The sequence below is a fragment of the Helicobacter bizzozeronii genome (assembly GCF_900196775.1).
Lineage (GTDB): Bacteria > Campylobacterota > Campylobacteria > Campylobacterales > Helicobacteraceae > Helicobacter > Helicobacter bizzozeronii.
Genome location: NZ_FZLB01000021.1, coordinates 1 through 17,768 on the forward strand (window position 1 = coordinate 1; position 17,768 = coordinate 17,768).

The window sequence follows — 17,768 nt, forward strand, 5'->3', positions numbered from 1 at the left end:
TTCTTGGCGGAGGATTTTTGCATGTAATCATAGAGTGCCTTAAATGCCTTGAAAAAGGGGGCGTTTTGGGATTCTTTGGGGTTGTCTATTTGAATAAAGATAGTTAATACATGTTCCTTTTCTTTGCCCTGCAAATTTAAGACCAAGAGGGCTAAGAGAAGTAGGCGGATCATTTTATTTGAGATGGCAGGCAATCTTGCAAGCCTTCTTGTGGTTTTAAACCTTGAACTTCTCTAAATCTGCGTTGAGCTCGTCAGCAATATTCCCAAAAGTATCGCTTTCTTTGTGGATGTCGTTAATGTCTTCTAGGTTTTGGCGCGCAATGGTGTTAATTTGGCTGATCTCATCGTTCATCTCTTGGGTGTGTGTAACCACGCTTTCTAATTCTTTGACATCGGCACGGGTGTTATCGATCACTTCTTGGATATTTTGCATGCTGGTTTGCATGATGTTTTGGACATCTGTAGCCAACTTGGCGGTTTCCACGAGTTCTTGGGCATTTTGATTGAGGCTGTGATTCACATCGCCCACGCTTTGCACCATTTCATTGATGGTGGAGTTAATGCTTGTTAGGCTATTTTGCGTTTTTTCGGCTAGTTTTCTGACCTCATCAGCCACCACCGCAAAACCCCGTCCATGCTCACCCGCACGGGCAGCCTCAATGGCGGCATTGAGGGCTAAAAGATTGGTTTGGGCGGCAATATCATCGATGATGGTTAAAACCTCTTTGATGTTATCCGTGCTTTGAGAGGTCTCCTCCAGTTTATGTGAAAACTCTACGCTTTGTTTGGCATTGGTGTTCAAGCGTGCATTGAGGGACTCCATTTGCTCTTGCACTTGCTGGAGTTGCGCGCCCGTGCTGTATAACTTTTCATTATTGCTATTGGTGTTTTGCAGACAATCAAGCACCTTGTTCGCATTGCTCGCACTGCGATCATAGGTGCCCTTGAGCACCTCAATGGCACGGCTGGCGCGCTTGTGAATCTCCATGACCTTAGAGCGCACACTTTGGGCAATTTGGGCATTGAGCGACCCGCTGGTTTTGAATTTGAGCATGATGGTTTGCATGTGCTCAATAGATGGTTTGCATGTGCTCAATAAAGGTATTGATGTGCTGGGCGATGGAGATGATTTCATCTTTGGTTTTGCCCTTTTGCTCCTCTGTAAGGGGGATACGCTTGGTCAAATCACGGCTACCCTTAGTCAAATCCAAACTCAAGCTGTTTAGACGCTCTAAGGGCATGGCTAGGTAGTAAATCCAAGAGATCATGACCAACAAGACTAGGATCAAGAAAAAACTAGAGATGCTAAACATCAAAACCCGCAAAGAAGACACATTTTTAAGAGCAAAACTAACAGGAATGCGTGCAATGATTTTCCAATTATACCTAGGCACTGTGGTGAAGACCAAAAACTCCTTTTGGCCCTGATCGGTATGGACTAAAATCCCCTCTTGTTGGGTAACAATCTTGTCAAAAATATTTTTAAGTGCTGAGTTAGAGCTGTGGATGTCAATCCCTGCCTCTAAGCGGGTTGAAGCGATGACAAAGCCCTTATCGCTCAAAATGCTAACCCCCACTTCCTCCCCAAAACGCAAGAGGCTAACATGGTCGGCAAAAAAAGTCAAGGGGATACTCGCCCCCATAGCCCCCACAAATTCCCCATCAACATAAAGGGGCGCACTATAGGCCATGACCAATTTTTGTGTAAAAGCATCTTTGAAAACTTTACCATAGAACTCAGTTTTCTTTAAGTTTTTGGCACTCTTATACCAATCACGCACCCTGGGGTCATAATCTTTGGGCGTTTCTAAGGTGGAATACATCGCCCCATTTTCTAGCCCAACATAGACATGCAAGCCCTCTAAGGTTTGGTTGGTGTAAGAGAGAATCGCACGCAAGTGATCCAAATTGGGGAGATGGTTGGGCGTTATTTTCAACGCCTCGATGCGTTCTAGCCCAATTTTGAACAAACGCATGTCATCTTCATTCCAAGTGGCAATCCAACGGGTGCTAGAACGCGCCATTTCCAATAAACTAGCCTGAACATCTTTCACCACGATTTTTTGCACAAAACGCTCGATAAAAACCCCAAAAGTGCCAAAGCCCACCAATAAAACAAGAGCCAGCACCAACGCAATTTTTCTCTTAAATCCCATTTTAGTCCAATTCTCAAGGTAATCCCGCATTATAGGAAAAAATACTTAAAAGCCACCTAGTGGGCTAGCCATGCTATAATCCTAAAAACAAGGTTGGCGATGGGTTTTTTGGATTTATTTTTGCTTGTGTTTTTGATCGGCGTGTTGGTGGGCGGTGTGGGCTATTATGTCTATATGGTGCTTAAAAAATGAGCGCACCTAATCAAATCTTGGTGCATATTTGCTGTTCGGTGGATAGCCATTATTTTTTACAAGAATTAGCCAAACTCTACCCGACAAGCTCTTTGCTGGGGTTTTTTTATAACCCCAATATCCACCCCTATGAAGAATACTTGTTACGCCTCCAAGATGTTAAACGCTCGTGTGCGCGCTTGGGTATTACTCTTATTGAGGGTGAATATGCCTTGAGCGCATGGCTAGAGGCGGTAAAAGGTTTAGAACAAGAGAAAGAAAAGGGGGGGCGTTGCAATGTCTGCTTTGATGTGCGTTTGGAGGCTTGCGCCAAACTGGCTTTAATGCTGGGTATCCAGCACTTTAGCACCACTTTACTTTCAAGCCCGATGAAAGAGCAGGTGGTTTTAAAACAACAGGGGGAGAAAATTGCGGCGCGTTATGGGCTGGAGTTTATTTATGTGAATGTGCGCGCACAGGGCGGGGTGAGCAAACAAAATGCCCTAGCCAAACGCGACAAACTTTACCGCCAAAATTATTGCGGGTGTCAGTTTGCCCTAAGCGACCAACGCCAAGCCCAAGACAAGCCTTGCATGGAATTAATCAGCCCTTTAAACCGCCAAATCCACCCAGCTAGCATCGCCAAACGCCTCCAAGTTTTTGGCGAGCGTGATGGCTTGGAGCAAAACCAGCAAGACTACCAGCTTTTACAGCAAAGTTTGCAAACTTATTTGTTGCTTAGGGGTGTGGTGCGTGTGGGCGATCGGGTGATCCCCAGCGTGATTTTGAACCACTCGATGAGCAAGCAGGTGGTGATCAAGGATTTAACGATCCAATTTTATAGCATTGGGGCGACTTTAGCCGAGCAAATGTTAGCCCAACAACACGGCTTAGAGCTTGAGCCTTTAAAGATTAGGCTAGGCGTTAGCGTAAAAGATGAGAGTTTGTTTTTAGATCACAGGGGCGTAGCCACTTTGCTTAATTTGCCTGACTTTGCCCCCCTAAGTTATGAGCAAGAACTCTATATCCGCCAAAAGCTCGTTGGTTTGGAGAGTATCCAACCTATCATCATTGTCCCTAATTTGGGGCTACTGGATGCGCCTATCAATTTGGAAATCGTGGCGCAAACCTTCACCCACAAAAATTTTTACTTGCTCAAAGCCACTTGATCGCGCTGTCTTTGTGCTTGCGCGCTTTTTTGGTGGTGGGCATGTCGGCTTTGCCCAGTGCCACCAAGCAAGCGATGTGGGGGGGGTTAAAGTGTGCATTTAAAACATGTTTGACCTTAAGGGCATCAAAGCCCCCAATGATACACGAATCCACGCCTAAAAGGGTGGCTGCTAGGGTCATCTGCCCCACAGCAATGTAGCATTGCTCTTTCATGTAGCCCTCAATCAAGGTCAGATCGTTTTTCAAGCGATCTTTGAGCAAGACTTCCACGCCATTAGCGACTCTTTGGTGGTATTCTTGGGTGTAAAACCCACGCAGATAATCCGCATTGAGAGAACCGGCATGCATGTAGCCCACCACGATCAAAGCCGAACAGCTTTGAATCATATCCGCATTAAAAAACACATGGGGGAGTAGCTGGTCTTTGAGCTTGCCGCGCACGACCACAAATTCCCAAGGCTGGGTGTTATAAGAGCTAGGGGCTAGGCGCGCAGCCTCTAAGATGAGCTCTAGGGTCTCTTTGGGCAAGGTGTAGCTGGCATCAAATTTTTTACACGCAAAACGGCGGTGCAAAAAGGCGTTGAGATCGCCATGGTGTAGGGGTTTGGGGTGTTGCATAGAAAATCCTTTGTGTTAAGATACTTGATTATAGCCAAATCTGCCAAACAAGCACCCACATTTAGGCTTGGATCAACGCGATGCATTCTTTTTCAAGGGTGTATAATTCATAGCGCAAGGATTTAAAGCCCGCTTTAGGGGACACAATCAAATATTTAAAGCACTCTTCTAGTACCCGTGCGCTCTCTTGGGCGCGTTTGAAATTGGCTTGCACCATCTGCAAACACGATCCGGCATTGTTAAAATCCAAATCGGCTAAAACATCATTTTGGCTATCACGCCCAGCACAAAGGGCGCACAAATCTAAGTTATTTTGTTGGAAAATCAAGGTGGCGTTGTGGCGGACCTTTTTGAGCTTTAAGGCTAGTTCGGCGTGATCGTAGAGGTAGCGCATCACATCCTCCACCACCCGCACCCCCTCTTTCAAGCGGTTTAGATTAGCATCTAGGAGACGCTCAAAACTCCTAGTCGTTGCGGCCACCCATAATACCCATGATTTGCAAGAGCGAAACAAAGATATTGAGGAAGTCCAAATAAAGTGCTGTTGCGGCTTGGATAGGGTTTTCATACAGACCGCGGATGATGTTTTGGGTGTCATAAGCCACAAACAAGCTAAATAAAATCACGCTCACGCCCGCAATCGCCACTTGCATGATGGGTGAGCCCAAGAATAGATTAATCAAGGAGGCGACCACGACCACAATCACAGCAATAAAGAGCATTTTACCCATATTGGCTAGATCGCTCTTGGTTTTAATCGCATAAACACTCATCACGCCAAAAACAATGGTGGTCATCCCCAAAGCTTGCCAAATGGCAGCCGCGCCCGATTTAGCGATCACAAAGCCTAGCAAGGGCACAAGGGTGATGCCAGAGAGGAAAGTAAAGCCAAAGAGCATGAACATATTGAGGGTGGGCATGTTTCTGGTGAACATCAAGCCAAAAAAGGCAGCAATCTCAGCGATGAAAAACACCCACTTATACTGGAGCGCAATATGGAAATTCATCAAGCCAATCAGCGCACCGATGGTAGCCAGCAAGAGGCTAGCCGCAAAAAACTTATAGGTGGTTTTAACAAAATTAACAAGTGCTGTTTCGCTTTGTTGTGCGTGTGAAAAGGCTTCTTGTTGTAAGCCAGTTCGATCATAAAGTGCCATAGTTACTCCTTTTAATTTAAAAAGTGGTAGGATTATAGCACTGCACTCTAATACCTCGCTTAAAACATGGTAGATTGTGGGGATTTTGCCTAGGGGATTGGAGAATTTGAAACAAAGGTAGAGTTTTGAAAATTGCCATTAATGGGTTTGGAAGGATTGGTCGTTGTGTGGCTAGAATCTTGCTTGCTGAATACCCAGAATCTTTGGTTAAGATTAACGATATTGGGGATTGGGAGATGCTGGCGTATTTGTTCCAGCATGACAGCGTGCATGGGGTTTATAGCCAAGATGTGGAATTGGGCAAGTCTAAGCTGGTGGTGGGCGATCACATCTTAGAGATCACCCAAAGCGCAGACCCGCAAGATTTGGATTTAAGCGGAATCGATGTTTTGTTGGAAACTTCAGGGAAATTTTCTAACATACCCGCTTTGGAGGTCTTTAGGGAGCGGGGGGCTAAAAAGATCATTTTGGGCGCGCCTTTTGAAAATGTCGATCCCAACAATCCAGCAACCTTTGTGCTAGGAGTTAACCACCATCTTTATGACAACCAACCCATTATTTCCAACGCTTCTTGCACCACCAACGCCCTAGCCCCTATTTGCATGCTCTTAGATGAGCATTTTGGGATCAAGAGCGCGCTTTTAACCACCATCCATAGCTACACCCAAGGGCAGGCTTTAGTAGATGGGATTGGCTCAACTGATAAACGGCGTTGCCGTGCGGCGCATAATATCATCCCCACCACAACAAGGTCCGCACAAGCCCTGCATCTTGTGCTCCCCCAGCTTAAAGACAAAATGCATGGGCGCAGTGTCCGTGTGCCGACTATGGATGTTTCTATGATTGATTTGAGTGCGCGTTTAGGGCGTTCTATCTCCACTGAAACCCTCGTAGATGTGTTTAAGCAAGCCAGTCAAGAACACTTGCTCAACATTTTGGAGATGGATAGCCACTACAAGGTGAGTGCGGACATTATAGGCAATAGTGCTAGTTGCGTGGTGATTGAGGACATGGCTTTTAGTTTAGGACAACATGCCAAGATCATGGCATGGTATGACAACGAATGGGCTTATGCCAAACGCCTCGTAGAGATGGCGTTTTATATCCACTAGAGCGTGTTAAAGCTCTCCATGATGGAGGGGTGGGAGTAGATCATGTCCTTAAGGGCACTAAAGCCTAACTTTTGGTTGATCGCTAGGGCAAAGACATTGATGAGTTCATGGGAGAGGGGGCAGTGCAAACTCGCCCCCAAAACCGATTGTTTGGGCTCATCGCCCACTAAAACTTGCAATAACCCGGTGGTGTCCTCAATCACCCTAGCCCCGGGGATGGAGGCAGTGGGGATTGTTTTAACCAGCACTTTTTGACCCGATTTTTCAATGTCCTTAGCACGCATGCCCACATGGCTATAGGGGGTTTGGGTGAAAAGCACTTGGGGCAGGGCAGAGCGGTTATGGGTGGTGCGGGACTTGTCCCCATACAAATGGCTAGAAACAATCCTAAAATCATCCAAGCTCACATAGGTGCTAAAGATGTCCCCCCCCTTGACATCACCCAAAGCATAGATGTTTCCGCCCGCATCCGGATTAGCCACTAAAAATTCATTGGTGACCACCTCTTGGTGTTTGCCTAGTTTGAGTCCTGCCTTTTCTACATGCAAATGCTCGGTATTAGGGGCACGCCCGGTGGCGAGCAAAAAGGCATCAGCTTGCAAGGTGTGCTCTTGCTTGCTCTTGCTATCCACATAGTGCAAGTGTTGATCTTGGATACTTTGCACCTGCGCGTTTAAAACAATCTCAATGCCACGCTGGGTTAGGGATTGGTAAATGCTCTCTTGGAAGGGCTTATCTTCTTTGGGCAAAAAGGTATCCCCACGCATTAGGATGGTGATTTTTGTATAGTTCTTGTGGGCATGGTTGCCAAAATCAGCCAACATGCTGGCAAATTCCAACCCAATATGCCCTCCACCCACCACGACCAAATGAGAAGGGAGGGTGCTTAATTGCATTAAAGAAGTGCTGTCATAGACATGCGATGATTGGATGGGGATATTGGGTGTGATGGGGATAGAACCCGTGTTGATGGCAATATGGGCTGCGCTCATCTCTTGGCAACTATCCTTGTGGTAAATCATCAAAGTGTGCTTGTCTTTAAAGCTGGCCGTGCCATCAACAACTTGCACCTTAGCTTGTTGCATGGTTTCATAATTTTTTTGGCGTAAAAACGCCACTAACTTATTTTTTTCCTCAATGCTTTCTTTGTAACCTGTAGGGCCTTTTTTATAGGTCGCCATGTGCAACAAAGCCTTAGAGGGGATACACCCGATGTTAATGCATGTCCCGCCATACATTTCGCTAGATTGTTCGATCAGTGCCACTTTCTTACCCATCTTGGCACTTTGGGCGGCTAAAGTCTTGCCCCCCTTGCCAAATCCGATCACCACTAAATCGTAATCAAATCCCATGTGAAATCCTTTTGGTTTTCTGATAATGTTACCATGCTTATCCTATTCTACAATGACCTTCAGCCACCAAGATAATAATATGAACAACTTTTAAATTGTAATATCAAAAACATGTTTTTCCACGAATTGCTCTAACTCGTGGGTGTTTTCAACCGCGCGCTCTAAATCGCGATCGCTGTAATAATGCCCGTGGTAGCAATGGGCTTTGTCTTGGCGGCAACGTGCATCGGGCTGATCGTGAGATGACTCTTGTTGGGGGTGGTTGTTCTTTTGCTCCTCTTTGTCTCGATGCACGGCTTGATTTTTCTCAAGCGCACGGGTGGCTTGGACCACTTGCAGGCGTTCGACAAATTCCTTTTGGTTGATCTCCTCGATCTTGGGGAGGGCATTTTGATTGACAATGGAGCTATAGGGGGCATTTTGATTGACATAGGTTACATTGCCTACAATGGAAACCGGCATGTTAGCTCCTTTGATTTTCCTAACATATCGGCTTTTTATGGTTTTGCTAATGTTTGACTTTCCGCAAGATAAAATTCAGCAATTCGTAGCTGTCTAGGGCGACCGTGAAATAGACTTGGTAAGAAGAGCTGGTTTGGGTATAGTCGCTCATGGTGTTATAGACAAATTGGGTTTTAATGCTCGCAAAGGAGCTTCTAAACTCATAGTAAATGTCCAAGCGGTTATACAGGGGGGCTTGGAAAAAGGGCACGCCTCTATAAATGGGCGTGGGGCAGTAATCCTTAGAACAGATGAGCTCGACATTTTTGTATTTGTTGTAGTAAAAATCCTCGCCATGTTTGCTGGCAAAAAAGAGATCGCTGATTCCAAAGCCCCTATATTGTAAATGCCCTTCCATAAATAGACCCGTGCTAATCTTAAAGGGCGTGGGCATATTCACATGCCGCAATCTCTCTAAATTCCCCAGCACGCCGATTGAAAAATTGACTTTTTCCATGAAAGGCACTAGATTGAGCAAATCGCTCTTGGCATAGGCTTGGTAATACAGGCGATCTAAGAGATAGATCGAGCCTTTAGGGACACTGGCAGACACATGGGGCCAGTTGAGCAAAAATTGATCTTCCACATGGAAGTATTGGGCATTCCCCCCCAAAATCAAGTAATTTTTCAACATAGAAAGTTGCGTATAGCCCATAAAACTAAAGCGGTCCATGCCATTGCCCAAGCCATTACGCCCGTATTTGCATGTATAACAATTCCCCCCAAACCAATCTAGCATGAACTCTGCTTCTAAATAGGCGGGTTTTTCGGGTTTGTAGATGGGTTTGTATTGCACCAAAAACCCACGCGCATTGGGGTCAATAAACCAGTAATAGGGCGCAAAGACATTTAAGGGGTAGTGCCCGTTTAAATATTTTCTAGGGAAAATACCCCCATAAAAGTTAAATGAGCGTCCTCTTGCTTGATAATAGATGGTGGGTCCCCATTTGGAGGGGAAATTCATCTGGTAGGTGTGGATATTTTGGAAAAAGAACGCCCCGATCATCAGCTTTTGTTCGACGCTTTTGAGATCAAAGGCAAACCCGATCTCAGGGGTTAGACGCGTGTTGAGTGTGGTGTTGGTATTGACCCAATATTTGGTCGAGCCTTCATGGTCCATGATGAAGAGGTTAAAGCCCAAATTGTAACGCATGTGATCTTTAAAACTGATCGCACACAGAGGCATCAAGGCTAAAAATCCGACTAAAACAAGGCGGAGTAAAACGGCAGACATGCCAATCCTTTAAGCGGGTAAAAAAGCCCATTATACTATAATAGAGGGCTAAGATTACACTTAAAGGATGGTTATGTTCCACGAATATCGCGATGAAATCAAAGAGTTGAGCAATCAAAACCCGCACTTCAGTAAAATTTTTGAGGAGCACAACGCCCTAGATGATGAGATCGCCACTTTAGAGGCGCATAACACTGAGGATTTAAAAGTGGTGGCGTTGAAAAAGAAAAAACTCCACCTTAAAGATGAGATTTACCGCATGATCCAAGAGTATAAAGAGGGCACCAAACACAAAAAATAGCTCAGAGGCATTTTAAAATCTCATAAGCCTCTGCCACTTCCAAAAAGCGTTGTTTGTAGATGCTTTGGGAGTAAATAGAGGAGGGGTTGGAGGTGTCCGGGTGGTAGAGTTTGGCAAGTTCTAAATAGCGTTGCTTGATCTGCTCTTTGGAGTGCATCACCCCTAAGCCTAGCGTGCGTAGCGCCCTTAAAATAATTTCCTCTTGTTTGGTTAGATAGAGTGTTTGGGTGGGGTAAATAAAATGGATATAGGCATGCTTGAAGTGGGGGATTCTAAGGGTCATTAAGATCGAGAGGGCATCGATGTGGGCGTGGGTTTCATGCAAAAATTCTCTCTTATTGCTTTTATCTTTAAAAGGTGTTTCTAATAAGATATAGGGCGCAAAAGTGGCGTGCAAAAACTCCCGGGCAATAAAATTGGTGTAATAAAACACCAAACGCGATTGCATATACACCACATTGATCTCAACGCGATGCACCAAAGCCAAAATAGGTCTATAACCTGCGCTATGGGGTGTTTGGCACTCTTTAAACACAATGGGTAAATGGGCGTGATCCAAGATTTTTTGCAAGAGGGCTTTAAAGGTGTCGGGGTGGTGGAAGGGGTGCAGGGCGTATTTGGCGTAAAAAAGGCGGTTGAGTAAATAGGTTTTTTTGAGACTCTCTGTCTCTAAAAGGATGAGGGTGTGCTTGAATTTGACATGTTCGGCAAAGTGCTTTTTGACATAGTGGCTGGTTTTTTTATAGAGCAAGGGGTCTAGGCACACCTCGATAAACTGGTTGTTTTTCTTGCTTAAAGCGGATGTGTGGTGGGGGCTTAGGGCTTTGGGGACGATCTTGGTTTTGATTTGCATGGTGCATTATCGCATGTTTTTTAGAGGGTTTTGCTCTAGCTTCATGCCAAAGGTGCCCCTTTTAATCTCATAGCGGATCACAAACACCGCCACAATCAAGGCTAAGAATTGGGAAAGCGGGTAGGTGATCCAAATGCCTTGGATGCCAAAAAAATGGCTCAAAATTGGGAGTAAGATCGCGATAAAAACGATGGTTTCACAAAGGGTGATGAGAAAAGAACTCGCCGTGCGTTGGATGGATTGGAAAAAGATCGCACAAAAGAGGTTGAGCCCTAAGAGAATATGCCCGCTGTAATAGACATTCATGGCGTGCTTGGTGTCTTGTAAAAAGTTGGGATCGCTGGCTAGTTTTTCTGAATCCATGTAGAGTTTGATTAAATGGGTATCCAAAAAATAAAAGAGCACATAGAGTCCCACGCCCACACACAAAGAAGCCTTGAGCCCAAAGATAAAAACCGCCTTGACTCGATCAATGTAGCCCGCACCATAGCTAAAACTCGCAATGGGTTGAATCCCCTGCCCGATGGCGAGCAGGGTCGTCCAAAAAACAATCCCATTATACATGATAATTGCATAGATAGAAACATCGCGTTCATTGGTGGTGCTCATGATCGTGTGGTTGAATAAGAGCATGACAATGGCGGCACTGAGCTCGGAGACACTTTGGGGCAGACCACTCTTAGCCGATGAGATGATGCTTGCCAAATTGAAACGGCGCACAAAGTAAAGTTGCCCTTTTTTCAACAAAAAATGGGAGAGCAACACCAAAAACCCCACCGCATGCCCTAAAACCGTGGCAATCGCACTCCCATGGATGCCAACTTCCACCACATAGAGTAAGAGATAGTTAAACAAGACATTGGTTAAAGAGCCAATCAGCATGGCAATCATCGCCAACATAGGGCGTTTGTCATTGACCACAAACACATCGGCTAAGGGGTGCAAAACCATAAAAATCGCCCCCATCAAGATCACTTTGATATAAATAGATGCCATGGGCAAAAGCAACTCGCTACTGCCCAACAAACGCGCAATCTCATCGCTAAAGGGCACTAAAACCCAGCCAATCACCCCCATGCTGAGTGCCACAAAATAAAACACGGAGCTAAAAACAAGGCGCGCACGGCGGGCTTGGTTTTTGCCCAAAAAATAAGAGGCGATGGAGGCTGCCCCTAGCCCAAAGAGCAATTCATAGGCAATGAGGGTCGGGAAGATAGGCCAGCACACCCCCACAGCCGCTAGGGCATCCTTGCCTAACTTGTTCCCCACAAACATGCCATCAATCATGGAATAAGTGGAAAGCGAGATCATGGAAAAGGCAAGAGGGATAAAATAATAAAAAAAGAGGCGGGGGATACTATCTTTTCTTAAATCAACAGCCACAGCACCCCCCCTTGCGTGCTATCGTTTAGAGAATTGTGGGCTGCGTCTAGCCTTGTGTTTGCCATATTTTTTACGCTCAACCACTCTAGAATCGCGTGTTAGCAAGCCTTTGGGCTTCAAGATTGCCCTAAAAGCACTATCATAGAGGTTTAAAGCCTTAGAAATGCCATGCCTTAAAGCCTCTGCTTGGGCACTATACCCGCCCCCAAAAACAACGGCTTTGATATTGACTAGCCCCTCTTGTTTGGTTAGAACTAAGGGTTGCATCACTTTCATTTTAATGGACTCATGCCCGCCTAGCCACGCATTCAAATCCATGCCATTGATGTTGAGCTCCCCGCCCCCATGGGAGAGCCAAACTTTGGCGATCGCTGTTTTTCTTTTCCCTGTGGCATAAAATTTTGTCATCTAGTTATCCTTCTTGCTCACTTGAGCGGTGTGTGGGTGTTTATCATCTTTATAGACCTTGAGTTTTTTGATCATCGCGCGCCCTAATTTGGTTTTAGGTAACATGCCCCGCACGGCTAAGAAAAAGAGTTTTTCTGGAGTTTTCTCCAACATCTCTTTTAGAGTCTTGCTCTTGGTGCTCCCAAAGTAGCCCGAGTGGGTAAAGTATTCCTTGTCCTCTAGCTTCATGCCTGAAAACTTCACCTTACCCGCATTGATCACCACCACAAAATCCCCACAATCCACATGCGGGGTGTAGTAAGGGCGGTGTTTGCCCCGTAACAGAGTCGCCGCTTGGGTGATGAGCCGCCCAAACACCTGATCTTTGGCATCTAAGACCACCCATGCGCGCTTCACTTCCTCTGCCCTGATTGATTGTGTCAAGTTCATCTTACTTCCCTTGTATAATATCAAAAACGCCCATTCTAGTGTTTCAAAACTAATAAATGGCTGAAATTAAGAAGTTTTAAAGCTTGCAGACAGGCGCGCGTTTATTGGCAAAGATACGCATCTGGTAAGACAAAGCCCGTTGGCTTTCCGCATCCAAGCTATAACGCTTGTCATAGGCGTTTTGGACCGCAACTTTTAAAATGTCGCGCTGATCTTGATAAATATCCTCCTCCCAAATGTCTAGCACAATGCCATAAAGCTGGATATTTTGCACCAAGAGTTCAAAGACCCGCATGCGATCCTTGAGGTATAAATGCTCATCAGCATCATAATCAGCGATATTAACCAAAATACGCTCAAAGACCATGCTAGCCAATCTAGGGTTAAGTGCCTTGTCTAAATGGCATTTAACCTTCTCTAATTGCTTATCCAAATCACAACGATCGGAAAACACCAAAACTGAGAGGATCAAAATATGCACATGGAGGTGTTTGCCTAGCGATCGGGTTTGCCACTTGATGATCCACTTTTTCAATTTAGGAATATTATTGGTATTGCTATAGGGCATATCTCTCCTTGAAAATCGCATTGTAGCGTAAAAGCCCAAACGGGCTACTAGATTTTATGGAATAACCTTTGCTTATTTAGTGTATCTTTGCCATAAGGAAGTGCATGCGCTATGAATTGAAAGCCCCTATCTTAGGATTTGAGCGGATTTTAGAAGTAGAACTCACTCACATTGATGATCTCTTTAGTCGGATCACTAGCCTAGATGGGAGCATCAGCATGATCTTGGCTAACCCCTATAAGTTGCGGGATTATCATTTTAGTATCCCCAAATACATCGAATTGTTGCTAGAATTGGACTATGATTCACAAGTAGAGGTTTTTTGCGTGGTGGTGATCCAAAAGAAACTAGAAGAATCCATGGTGAATTTTCTAGCTCCTTTGATCTTCAACCCTAAAAATGGTTATGCCGCACAAGTAGCCCTCTCCATTATGGATTACCCCGATTTTGGCTTTAGAGACATGCTCAAATCCTTTGTCGCCATGCCCGCACCGGCTAATTCGCAAGTTGCCCTTTAGACCATGTTGGCAATCACCGGAGGCGGAACGGGCGGGCATTTGTGTATCGCCCGTTCTCTAGCCCAAGAGCTCAAAAGCAGGGGACAAGAACTCATCTTCATTGGGAGCACCTCCGGACAGGACAAGGCATGGTTTGAGCACAGCGATCTTTTTAAAGAACGCTATTTTTTGAACACAGAAGGTGTGGTTAATAAGGGGTTTTTTAAGAAAATTGGTGCGCTTTTCAAACAAATGAAGAGCACCAAAGAAGCGATGAAAATCATCGAGGAACACCAAATTAAGGGCATGATCAGTGTCGGGGGGTTTAGTGCCGGTCCGGGGAGCTTTGCTAGCATGATCGCACGCACGCCCCTTTTTATCCACGAACAAAATGCCGTGCAAGGGTCGCTCAATAAAATAGTGGCTCCCTATGCCAAGAGCGTTTTTGGGAGCTTTAAGGGCGAGGATCGTAAAAGAAAAAATTATATCCAAACCCCCTACCCCGTCCAACAGGTTTTTTTTGATCGTGCCCGTGTGCGTAACAAGGTCGAAACCATCTTATTTTTAGGGGGCTCTCAGGGAGCTAAAGCCATTAATGAGTTTGCGCTTTTATGTGCGCGCAAGCTACTTAAGAATGGCATGCGGATCATCCACCAATGTGGGGTTTTAGATTACGAGCGCGTAGCTGCTCTTTACAAAGGTTTGGGTATCCTAGATGAGGTGGATATCTTTGATTTTGATTTACACCTAGTGGAGAAAATGAAACAAGCTGATATTTGTGTGAGTCGTGCGGGGGCGAGCAGTGTTTGGGAATTGTGTGCCAACAACCTACCCACCATGTTTGTCCCCTACCCCTATGCTGCCAATAACCACCAGTATTTCAATGCCCTAGAGTTCGAACAAGAGGGCTTGGCTAAGATCATTCTCCAGCATGATTTGCACCCCCAACATCTCTTTGATTTCATCCAATGGTTAGAAACGCCCAAAAAAGAGGGTCTTTATATCTCTAAGGTAAGTTTGGGACTTCAAGCCAAAATTTCTAATGACGGGGCACGCTTGATTGTGGATCGAGTCTTAGAACAACTGGGTTAAGCGTAAAAATCCACGCTAGGGGTTTTGATCTTGGAGCGTGCGATTAAAATGTCGGTGATGTCCTCATCAAAAAACTCCAACAAACTGAAAAGCCCCAAAAACGCCCCATAGAGCAAGAGGGCATAGATCAAACCCAGCCATGGGAACAAGATAAAGGGGATAAAGATCGCCAAAATCCACGATTTGGCATTTAACCATAAAAATTTTTCTTTGGTCGAGATTTCTTTGAGATTGGGCACAGAGATCACCAGCACAGGATAACCTGCCCCCATCAAAACAGCCCCATAAACCAAGAAGCCAAAGCCGGAGCCTTGAAAAAAAGCACAATCCCCAACACCACACCTAAGATCGTGAAGAAAATCTCCCGCCAGCGATCCAAATTACGCCACACATAAAAGGCAATGCCAATAAAAATCAACATCAAAATGCCCTTAGCCGTGTTGCTTTTTAGTTGCGTTTCAATGGCGTTAAAAAAGCCATCCGCCCCTTGTGCTAGCAACCACGAACAACCAAGCACCCAAAAGCCCCAAAAACGCACACTAACCACCTATCTTAAATTCCCCCATTTTAACCCCATTTGACTAAATTCCCCCTAAACAACCACGACTGCGATCGCTTGGGTGTGCATGGCTAACGATGGCACCCTAAAACTTCTTCTTATTGACATCATCTAGAATTTCTTTGGCGATGTCATTGACCTTTTGGGTGATCTGGTCGGTGTCTTGGGCGATTTGGGCGTTTTTTTGCACCACAACTTCTAATTGTTCGACCGTCTCATTGACCGCTTCAATCCCGCTAGCTTGTTCTTGGATATTAGACACAATCTCGTTCATGCTTTGGACCAATGAGTTTGTATTGGCCTCGATCTCACCTAGAGATTTACCCGTTCTCTCGGCTAATTTTCTGACTTCATCGGCCACCACCGCAAAGCCTCTGCCATGCTCGCCCGCTCTAGCAGCCTCAATAGCCGCATTCAAAGCTAAAAGGTTGGTTTGATTAGCGATGTCTTGGATGATGACAATGATATTTTTGATCTCTTGGACTTGCTTGGTGATTTCTGTGGTGCGCGCACTGGTGTTTTGCATAGAGGCAGTGATTTGGGCAATTTGCTGGGCAGTCCCCTCTAGGGAGTTAGATTGCTCCACACTGCTTTGGGAGAGGGTTTGCATGGTTTCTTTTAAGATGGCACTTTGTGAGGATAATTCTTGTGCGAAGGCAAAAGAGGCATTGAGCATCTCGCGAATGTCTTGACCTAGCATATTGGTGGTGATCTCCACTGCACCCTTAGCCTCTGGGATTTTAGCCGTGAAATCAAATTTCTTGTAGGCTTCAAAAACGGCGTTGATGGTGTCCATATTACGCCCCACCTTGCGCTCTAGGGTGTCTAGCATGGTGTTGAGCACATTTTTAAGTTCTTTGAGCTGGGGGTTAGCTGGAATTTGCGTGATTCTGGCGCTCAAATCGCCCGACTCGATGATCTTAGCCGTGCTGACCGATTGGGACACGGCTTGTTGGTCTTCCTCTAAGGACGATTGAATTTTTTGGATGTTGGCATTAATGGCATTCACCATCTGCCCCAGTTCGTCATTACTCCACACCTTTAAGAGTTTGAGGGAGACTTTCTCATGGTTTAAAAACCTAAAAAATGTAACCAATCCCTCCAACACCGCAGAGAGTCGCCTAGAGATGATCTTATTAGCCAAAAATGCTACACACACTCCAGCGATGATGAGAGAAAAAAACGCAGTCATGATGACAAGCTTGGTGAGCTCGTTTCTAGGCTTGAAAATAGCGTCCTTAGGGGCAACTATAAAAACTGACCAATACTGATCAATATCACGCCACACTTTGAAATTCACTAGACCGATAAAAGATTCTTGGTGTCTGATATTCATGTAGGGGAATACCCCCTCTTTGTGTTCTTTAGTAGCCTTCAAAATAGTCTCTGTCAAGGGACCCGGATTGACCTCAATTAAGGGTTTGCCAATCATGTTGATATCTGGGAAGGCGGCAACGTGTCCAGTAGAAGAAAGCACCGCAATAATATCGCCCGGATAAACTGAACTGGTCTTATCCATGATCACTTCTTGGCGCATCTTAGTCAGATCGATTGCCAGACTAATAAAGCCAATGGCTTGTTTTTGTTTGTCTCTGATAGGAACAGTGGCGATGACAGAGGTTACATCCTTGCCCGCAATGCGGATGTGCACGGGCTCACTCAGCATGTCCTTGTTTGTGCGTAACACATCTTTGACATTGGAGTTATTGAAAATTTTAGCACTTTCTTGGATGGGGATGGAGATAATCCCACCCACATGGAAGACATCGGTATCCTCAAGAGCCAAATAAAAGCCCTCAGGGATAGGATGTTCTATATCTATAGGTTTGGGCATAGCTTTGTTGTGTGAATCTTTAAAGACTGCACGGGGGAGATAGAGGAAACAATAATCTGACCAATTTGCCTCATCAAAGGCGGTGCGGACAAAATTAACCAACTCGTCCTCGCGTAGGGAATCATTAGCAATAGAATTTTGGATGGTCTCCCTTAAAGTTTCCAAGAGGGCAAAGCCTTGATTAAATGCGGGGATGATGCGGTTAGCATGCCTCTTGGCAACATTGTAGAGGGTCTTATAAGCCTCTGCTTGCAAGGTTTTAGAAGACTTGTGGGTGATCACCAAAGAGAGGACAATGAAAATGACAAGCAAAACCCCAATGATGAGAGAGACAAGTTTAGTCCCAATTTTGAGATTGGATAAATTCATAA

The 17,768-nt window shown here is 45.3% G+C and carries 21 protein-coding genes and 1 pseudogene; 5 read left to right on the top strand and 17 right to left on the bottom strand.

The features are described 5' to 3' along the window. The 3 genes and pseudogenes from C5684_RS02950 to C5684_RS09730 form a co-directional block, all read right to left on the bottom strand. Nucleotides 1–194, bottom strand: a pseudogene (locus C5684_RS02950) (tRNA methyltransferase); the annotation flags it as partial. A gap of 22 nt (nt 195–216) precedes the next feature. Further along, nucleotides 217–1,137, bottom strand: a complete 921-nt coding sequence (locus C5684_RS09725; protein WP_407645758.1) for a methyl-accepting chemotaxis protein — start codon at nt 1,135–1,137, stop codon at nt 217–219. Next, the gene (locus C5684_RS09730) at nt 1,073–2,158 is read right to left on the bottom strand and encodes a cache domain-containing protein (RefSeq protein WP_324761459.1); all 1,086 of its coding nucleotides are present in this window, start codon (nt 2,156–2,158) and stop codon (nt 1,073–1,075) included. Before C5684_RS09730 ends, C5684_RS09725 begins: the two co-directional genes overlap by 65 nt. Nucleotides 2,159–2,346: 188 nt before the next feature. On the opposite strand from C5684_RS09730, the gene C5684_RS02960 reads away from it, so the two are divergent. Then, a complete protein-coding gene (locus tag C5684_RS02960; protein ID WP_104639373.1) occupies nt 2,347–3,498 on the top strand; it encodes an epoxyqueuosine reductase QueH in 1,152 nt (383 codons plus the stop codon). Here C5684_RS02960 and C5684_RS02965 read toward each other — a convergent pair. From C5684_RS02965 to C5684_RS02975, 3 genes are all read right to left on the bottom strand, one after another. Then, nucleotides 3,485–4,117 carry an NAD(P)H-dependent oxidoreductase gene (locus C5684_RS02965; RefSeq protein ID WP_013889601.1) on the bottom strand — a complete coding sequence of 211 codons (633 nt, stop codon included), beginning with the start codon at nt 4,115–4,117 and terminating at the stop codon, nt 3,485–3,487. The genes C5684_RS02960 and C5684_RS02965 overlap by 14 nt on opposite strands. A 61-nt stretch (nt 4,118–4,178) precedes the next feature. Further along, nucleotides 4,179–4,598, bottom strand: a complete 420-nt coding sequence (locus tag C5684_RS02970; protein ID WP_006017183.1) for a hypothetical protein — start codon at nt 4,596–4,598, stop codon at nt 4,179–4,181. After that, nucleotides 4,582–5,274 carry a Bax inhibitor-1/YccA family protein gene (locus C5684_RS02975; RefSeq protein WP_104639374.1) on the bottom strand — a complete coding sequence of 231 codons (693 nt, stop codon included), beginning with the start codon at nt 5,272–5,274 and terminating at the stop codon, nt 4,582–4,584. The genes C5684_RS02970 and C5684_RS02975 overlap by 17 nt, the downstream gene beginning before the upstream one ends. A gap of 125 nt (nt 5,275–5,399) precedes the next feature. On the opposite strand from C5684_RS02975, the gene C5684_RS02980 reads away from it, so the two are divergent. Further along, on the top strand, nt 5,400–6,386 hold the full coding sequence (locus tag C5684_RS02980; protein WP_104639375.1) for a type I glyceraldehyde-3-phosphate dehydrogenase: 987 nt from the start codon (nt 5,400–5,402) through the stop codon (nt 6,384–6,386). On the opposite strand, the gene C5684_RS02985 is transcribed toward C5684_RS02980, so the two are convergent. From C5684_RS02985 to C5684_RS02995, 3 genes are all read right to left on the bottom strand, one after another. Next, nucleotides 6,383–7,738, bottom strand: a complete 1,356-nt coding sequence (locus C5684_RS02985; protein WP_104639376.1) for an FAD-dependent oxidoreductase — start codon at nt 7,736–7,738, stop codon at nt 6,383–6,385. The genes C5684_RS02980 and C5684_RS02985 overlap by 4 nt on opposite strands. Before the next feature lie 90 nt (nt 7,739–7,828). Then, nucleotides 7,829–8,200: a hypothetical protein gene (locus C5684_RS02990; protein WP_104639377.1), complete on the bottom strand. Its 372-nt coding sequence runs from the start codon at nt 8,198–8,200 to the stop codon at nt 7,829–7,831. A 46-nt stretch (nt 8,201–8,246) separates the two neighbouring features. Next, on the bottom strand, nt 8,247–9,473 hold the full coding sequence (locus C5684_RS02995; RefSeq protein WP_104639378.1) for a hypothetical protein: 1,227 nt from the start codon (nt 9,471–9,473) through the stop codon (nt 8,247–8,249). Nucleotides 9,474–9,546: 73 nt separating this feature from the next. Here C5684_RS02995 and C5684_RS03000 point away from each other — a divergent pair, with 73 nt between their 5' ends. After that, nucleotides 9,547–9,774, top strand: coding sequence for a YdcH family protein (locus C5684_RS03000; protein WP_104637943.1), 228 nt, complete (start codon nt 9,547–9,549; stop codon nt 9,772–9,774). 1 nt (nt 9,775) lies between these two features. On the opposite strand, the gene C5684_RS03005 is transcribed toward C5684_RS03000, so the two are convergent. The 5 genes from C5684_RS03005 to C5684_RS03025 form a co-directional block, all read right to left on the bottom strand. Further along, on the bottom strand, nt 9,776–10,627 hold the full coding sequence (locus C5684_RS03005) for a J domain-containing protein (RefSeq protein ID WP_233707916.1): 852 nt from the start codon (nt 10,625–10,627) through the stop codon (nt 9,776–9,778). Between the two features lie 6 nt (nt 10,628–10,633). Then, nucleotides 10,634–12,010 (bottom strand): MATE family efflux transporter, encoded by a 1,377-nt coding sequence (locus C5684_RS03010; RefSeq protein ID WP_104639379.1) that lies wholly within the window; start codon nt 12,008–12,010, stop codon nt 10,634–10,636. An 18-nt stretch (nt 12,011–12,028) separates the two neighbouring features. Beyond that, on the bottom strand, nt 12,029–12,418 hold the full coding sequence (gene rpsI, locus C5684_RS03015) for a 30S ribosomal protein S9 (protein WP_006017194.1): 390 nt from the start codon (nt 12,416–12,418) through the stop codon (nt 12,029–12,031). Beyond that, nucleotides 12,419–12,847, bottom strand: coding sequence for a 50S ribosomal protein L13 (rplM, locus tag C5684_RS03020; protein ID WP_006017195.1), 429 nt, complete (start codon nt 12,845–12,847; stop codon nt 12,419–12,421). A gap of 76 nt (nt 12,848–12,923) precedes the next feature. Next, nucleotides 12,924–13,415: a hypothetical protein gene (locus tag C5684_RS03025; RefSeq protein ID WP_013889611.1), complete on the bottom strand. Its 492-nt coding sequence runs from the start codon at nt 13,413–13,415 to the stop codon at nt 12,924–12,926. 104 nt (nt 13,416–13,519) lie between these two features. Here C5684_RS03025 and fliW point away from each other — a divergent pair, with 104 nt between their 5' ends. Together fliW and murG are read left to right on the top strand one after the other, a co-directional pair. Then, the gene (gene fliW, locus C5684_RS03030) at nt 13,520–13,933 is read left to right on the top strand and encodes a flagellar assembly protein FliW (RefSeq protein WP_006017197.1); all 414 of its coding nucleotides are present in this window, start codon (nt 13,520–13,522) and stop codon (nt 13,931–13,933) included. Nucleotides 13,934–13,936: 3 nt separating this feature from the next. Beyond that, complete coding sequence (murG, locus tag C5684_RS03035) at nt 13,937–15,004, top strand: undecaprenyldiphospho-muramoylpentapeptide beta-N-acetylglucosaminyltransferase (protein WP_104639380.1); 1,068 nt, start codon at nt 13,937–13,939, stop codon at nt 15,002–15,004. On the opposite strand, the gene C5684_RS03040 is transcribed toward murG, so the two are convergent. The 3 genes from C5684_RS03040 to C5684_RS09735 form a co-directional block, all read right to left on the bottom strand. Further along, nucleotides 15,001–15,276 carry a hypothetical protein gene (locus tag C5684_RS03040; RefSeq protein WP_013889613.1) on the bottom strand — a complete coding sequence of 92 codons (276 nt, stop codon included), beginning with the start codon at nt 15,274–15,276 and terminating at the stop codon, nt 15,001–15,003. The genes murG and C5684_RS03040 overlap by 4 nt on opposite strands. Further along, the gene (locus tag C5684_RS03045) at nt 15,276–15,542 is read right to left on the bottom strand and encodes a TrbC/VirB2 family protein (RefSeq protein ID WP_407645759.1); all 267 of its coding nucleotides are present in this window, start codon (nt 15,540–15,542) and stop codon (nt 15,276–15,278) included. The genes C5684_RS03040 and C5684_RS03045 overlap by 1 nt, the downstream gene beginning before the upstream one ends. Nucleotides 15,543–15,648: 106 nt before the next feature. Then, complete coding sequence (locus C5684_RS09735; RefSeq protein WP_407645760.1) at nt 15,649–17,397, bottom strand: methyl-accepting chemotaxis protein; 1,749 nt, start codon at nt 17,395–17,397, stop codon at nt 15,649–15,651. Nucleotides 17,398–17,768 lie beyond the last annotated feature (371 nt).

What these genes read in the sequence shown, in the direction of transcription:
- C5684_RS09725 (WP_407645758.1), bottom strand. Translation starts at nt 1,137, where the DNA reads ATGAAATCATCTCCATCGCCCAGCACATCAATACCTTTATTGAGCACA.
- C5684_RS09730 (WP_324761459.1), bottom strand. Translation starts at nt 2,158, where the DNA reads ATGGGATTTAAGAGAAAAATTGCGTTGGTGCTGGCTCTTGTTTTATTG.
- C5684_RS02960 (WP_104639373.1), top strand. Translation starts at nt 2,347, where the DNA reads ATGAGCGCACCTAATCAAATCTTGGTGCATATTTGCTGTTCGGTGGAT.
- C5684_RS02965 (WP_013889601.1), bottom strand. Translation starts at nt 4,117, where the DNA reads ATGCAACACCCCAAACCCCTACACCATGGCGATCTCAACGCCTTTTTG.
- C5684_RS02975 (WP_104639374.1), bottom strand. Translation starts at nt 5,274, where the DNA reads ATGGCACTTTATGATCGAACTGGCTTACAACAAGAAGCCTTTTCACAC.
- C5684_RS02985 (WP_104639376.1), bottom strand. Translation starts at nt 7,738, where the DNA reads ATGGGATTTGATTACGATTTAGTGGTGATCGGATTTGGCAAGGGGGGC.
- C5684_RS02990 (WP_104639377.1), bottom strand. Translation starts at nt 8,200, where the DNA reads ATGCCGGTTTCCATTGTAGGCAATGTAACCTATGTCAATCAAAATGCC.
- C5684_RS02995 (WP_104639378.1), bottom strand. Translation starts at nt 9,473, where the DNA reads ATGTCTGCCGTTTTACTCCGCCTTGTTTTAGTCGGATTTTTAGCCTTG.
- C5684_RS03000 (WP_104637943.1), top strand. Translation starts at nt 9,547, where the DNA reads ATGTTCCACGAATATCGCGATGAAATCAAAGAGTTGAGCAATCAAAAC.
- C5684_RS03005 (WP_233707916.1), bottom strand. Translation starts at nt 10,627, where the DNA reads ATGCAAATCAAAACCAAGATCGTCCCCAAAGCCCTAAGCCCCCACCAC.
- rpsI (WP_006017194.1), bottom strand. Translation starts at nt 12,418, where the DNA reads ATGACAAAATTTTATGCCACAGGGAAAAGAAAAACAGCGATCGCCAAA.
- rplM (WP_006017195.1), bottom strand. Translation starts at nt 12,847, where the DNA reads ATGAACTTGACACAATCAATCAGGGCAGAGGAAGTGAAGCGCGCATGG.
- C5684_RS03025 (WP_013889611.1), bottom strand. Translation starts at nt 13,415, where the DNA reads ATGCCCTATAGCAATACCAATAATATTCCTAAATTGAAAAAGTGGATC.
- fliW (WP_006017197.1), top strand. Translation starts at nt 13,520, where the DNA reads ATGCGCTATGAATTGAAAGCCCCTATCTTAGGATTTGAGCGGATTTTA.
- murG (WP_104639380.1), top strand. Translation starts at nt 13,937, where the DNA reads ATGTTGGCAATCACCGGAGGCGGAACGGGCGGGCATTTGTGTATCGCC.
- C5684_RS03040 (WP_013889613.1), bottom strand. Translation starts at nt 15,276, where the DNA reads ATGGGGGCAGGTTATCCTGTGCTGGTGATCTCTGTGCCCAATCTCAAA.
- C5684_RS09735 (WP_407645760.1), bottom strand. Translation starts at nt 17,397, where the DNA reads ATGCCCAAACCTATAGATATAGAACATCCTATCCCTGAGGGCTTTTAT.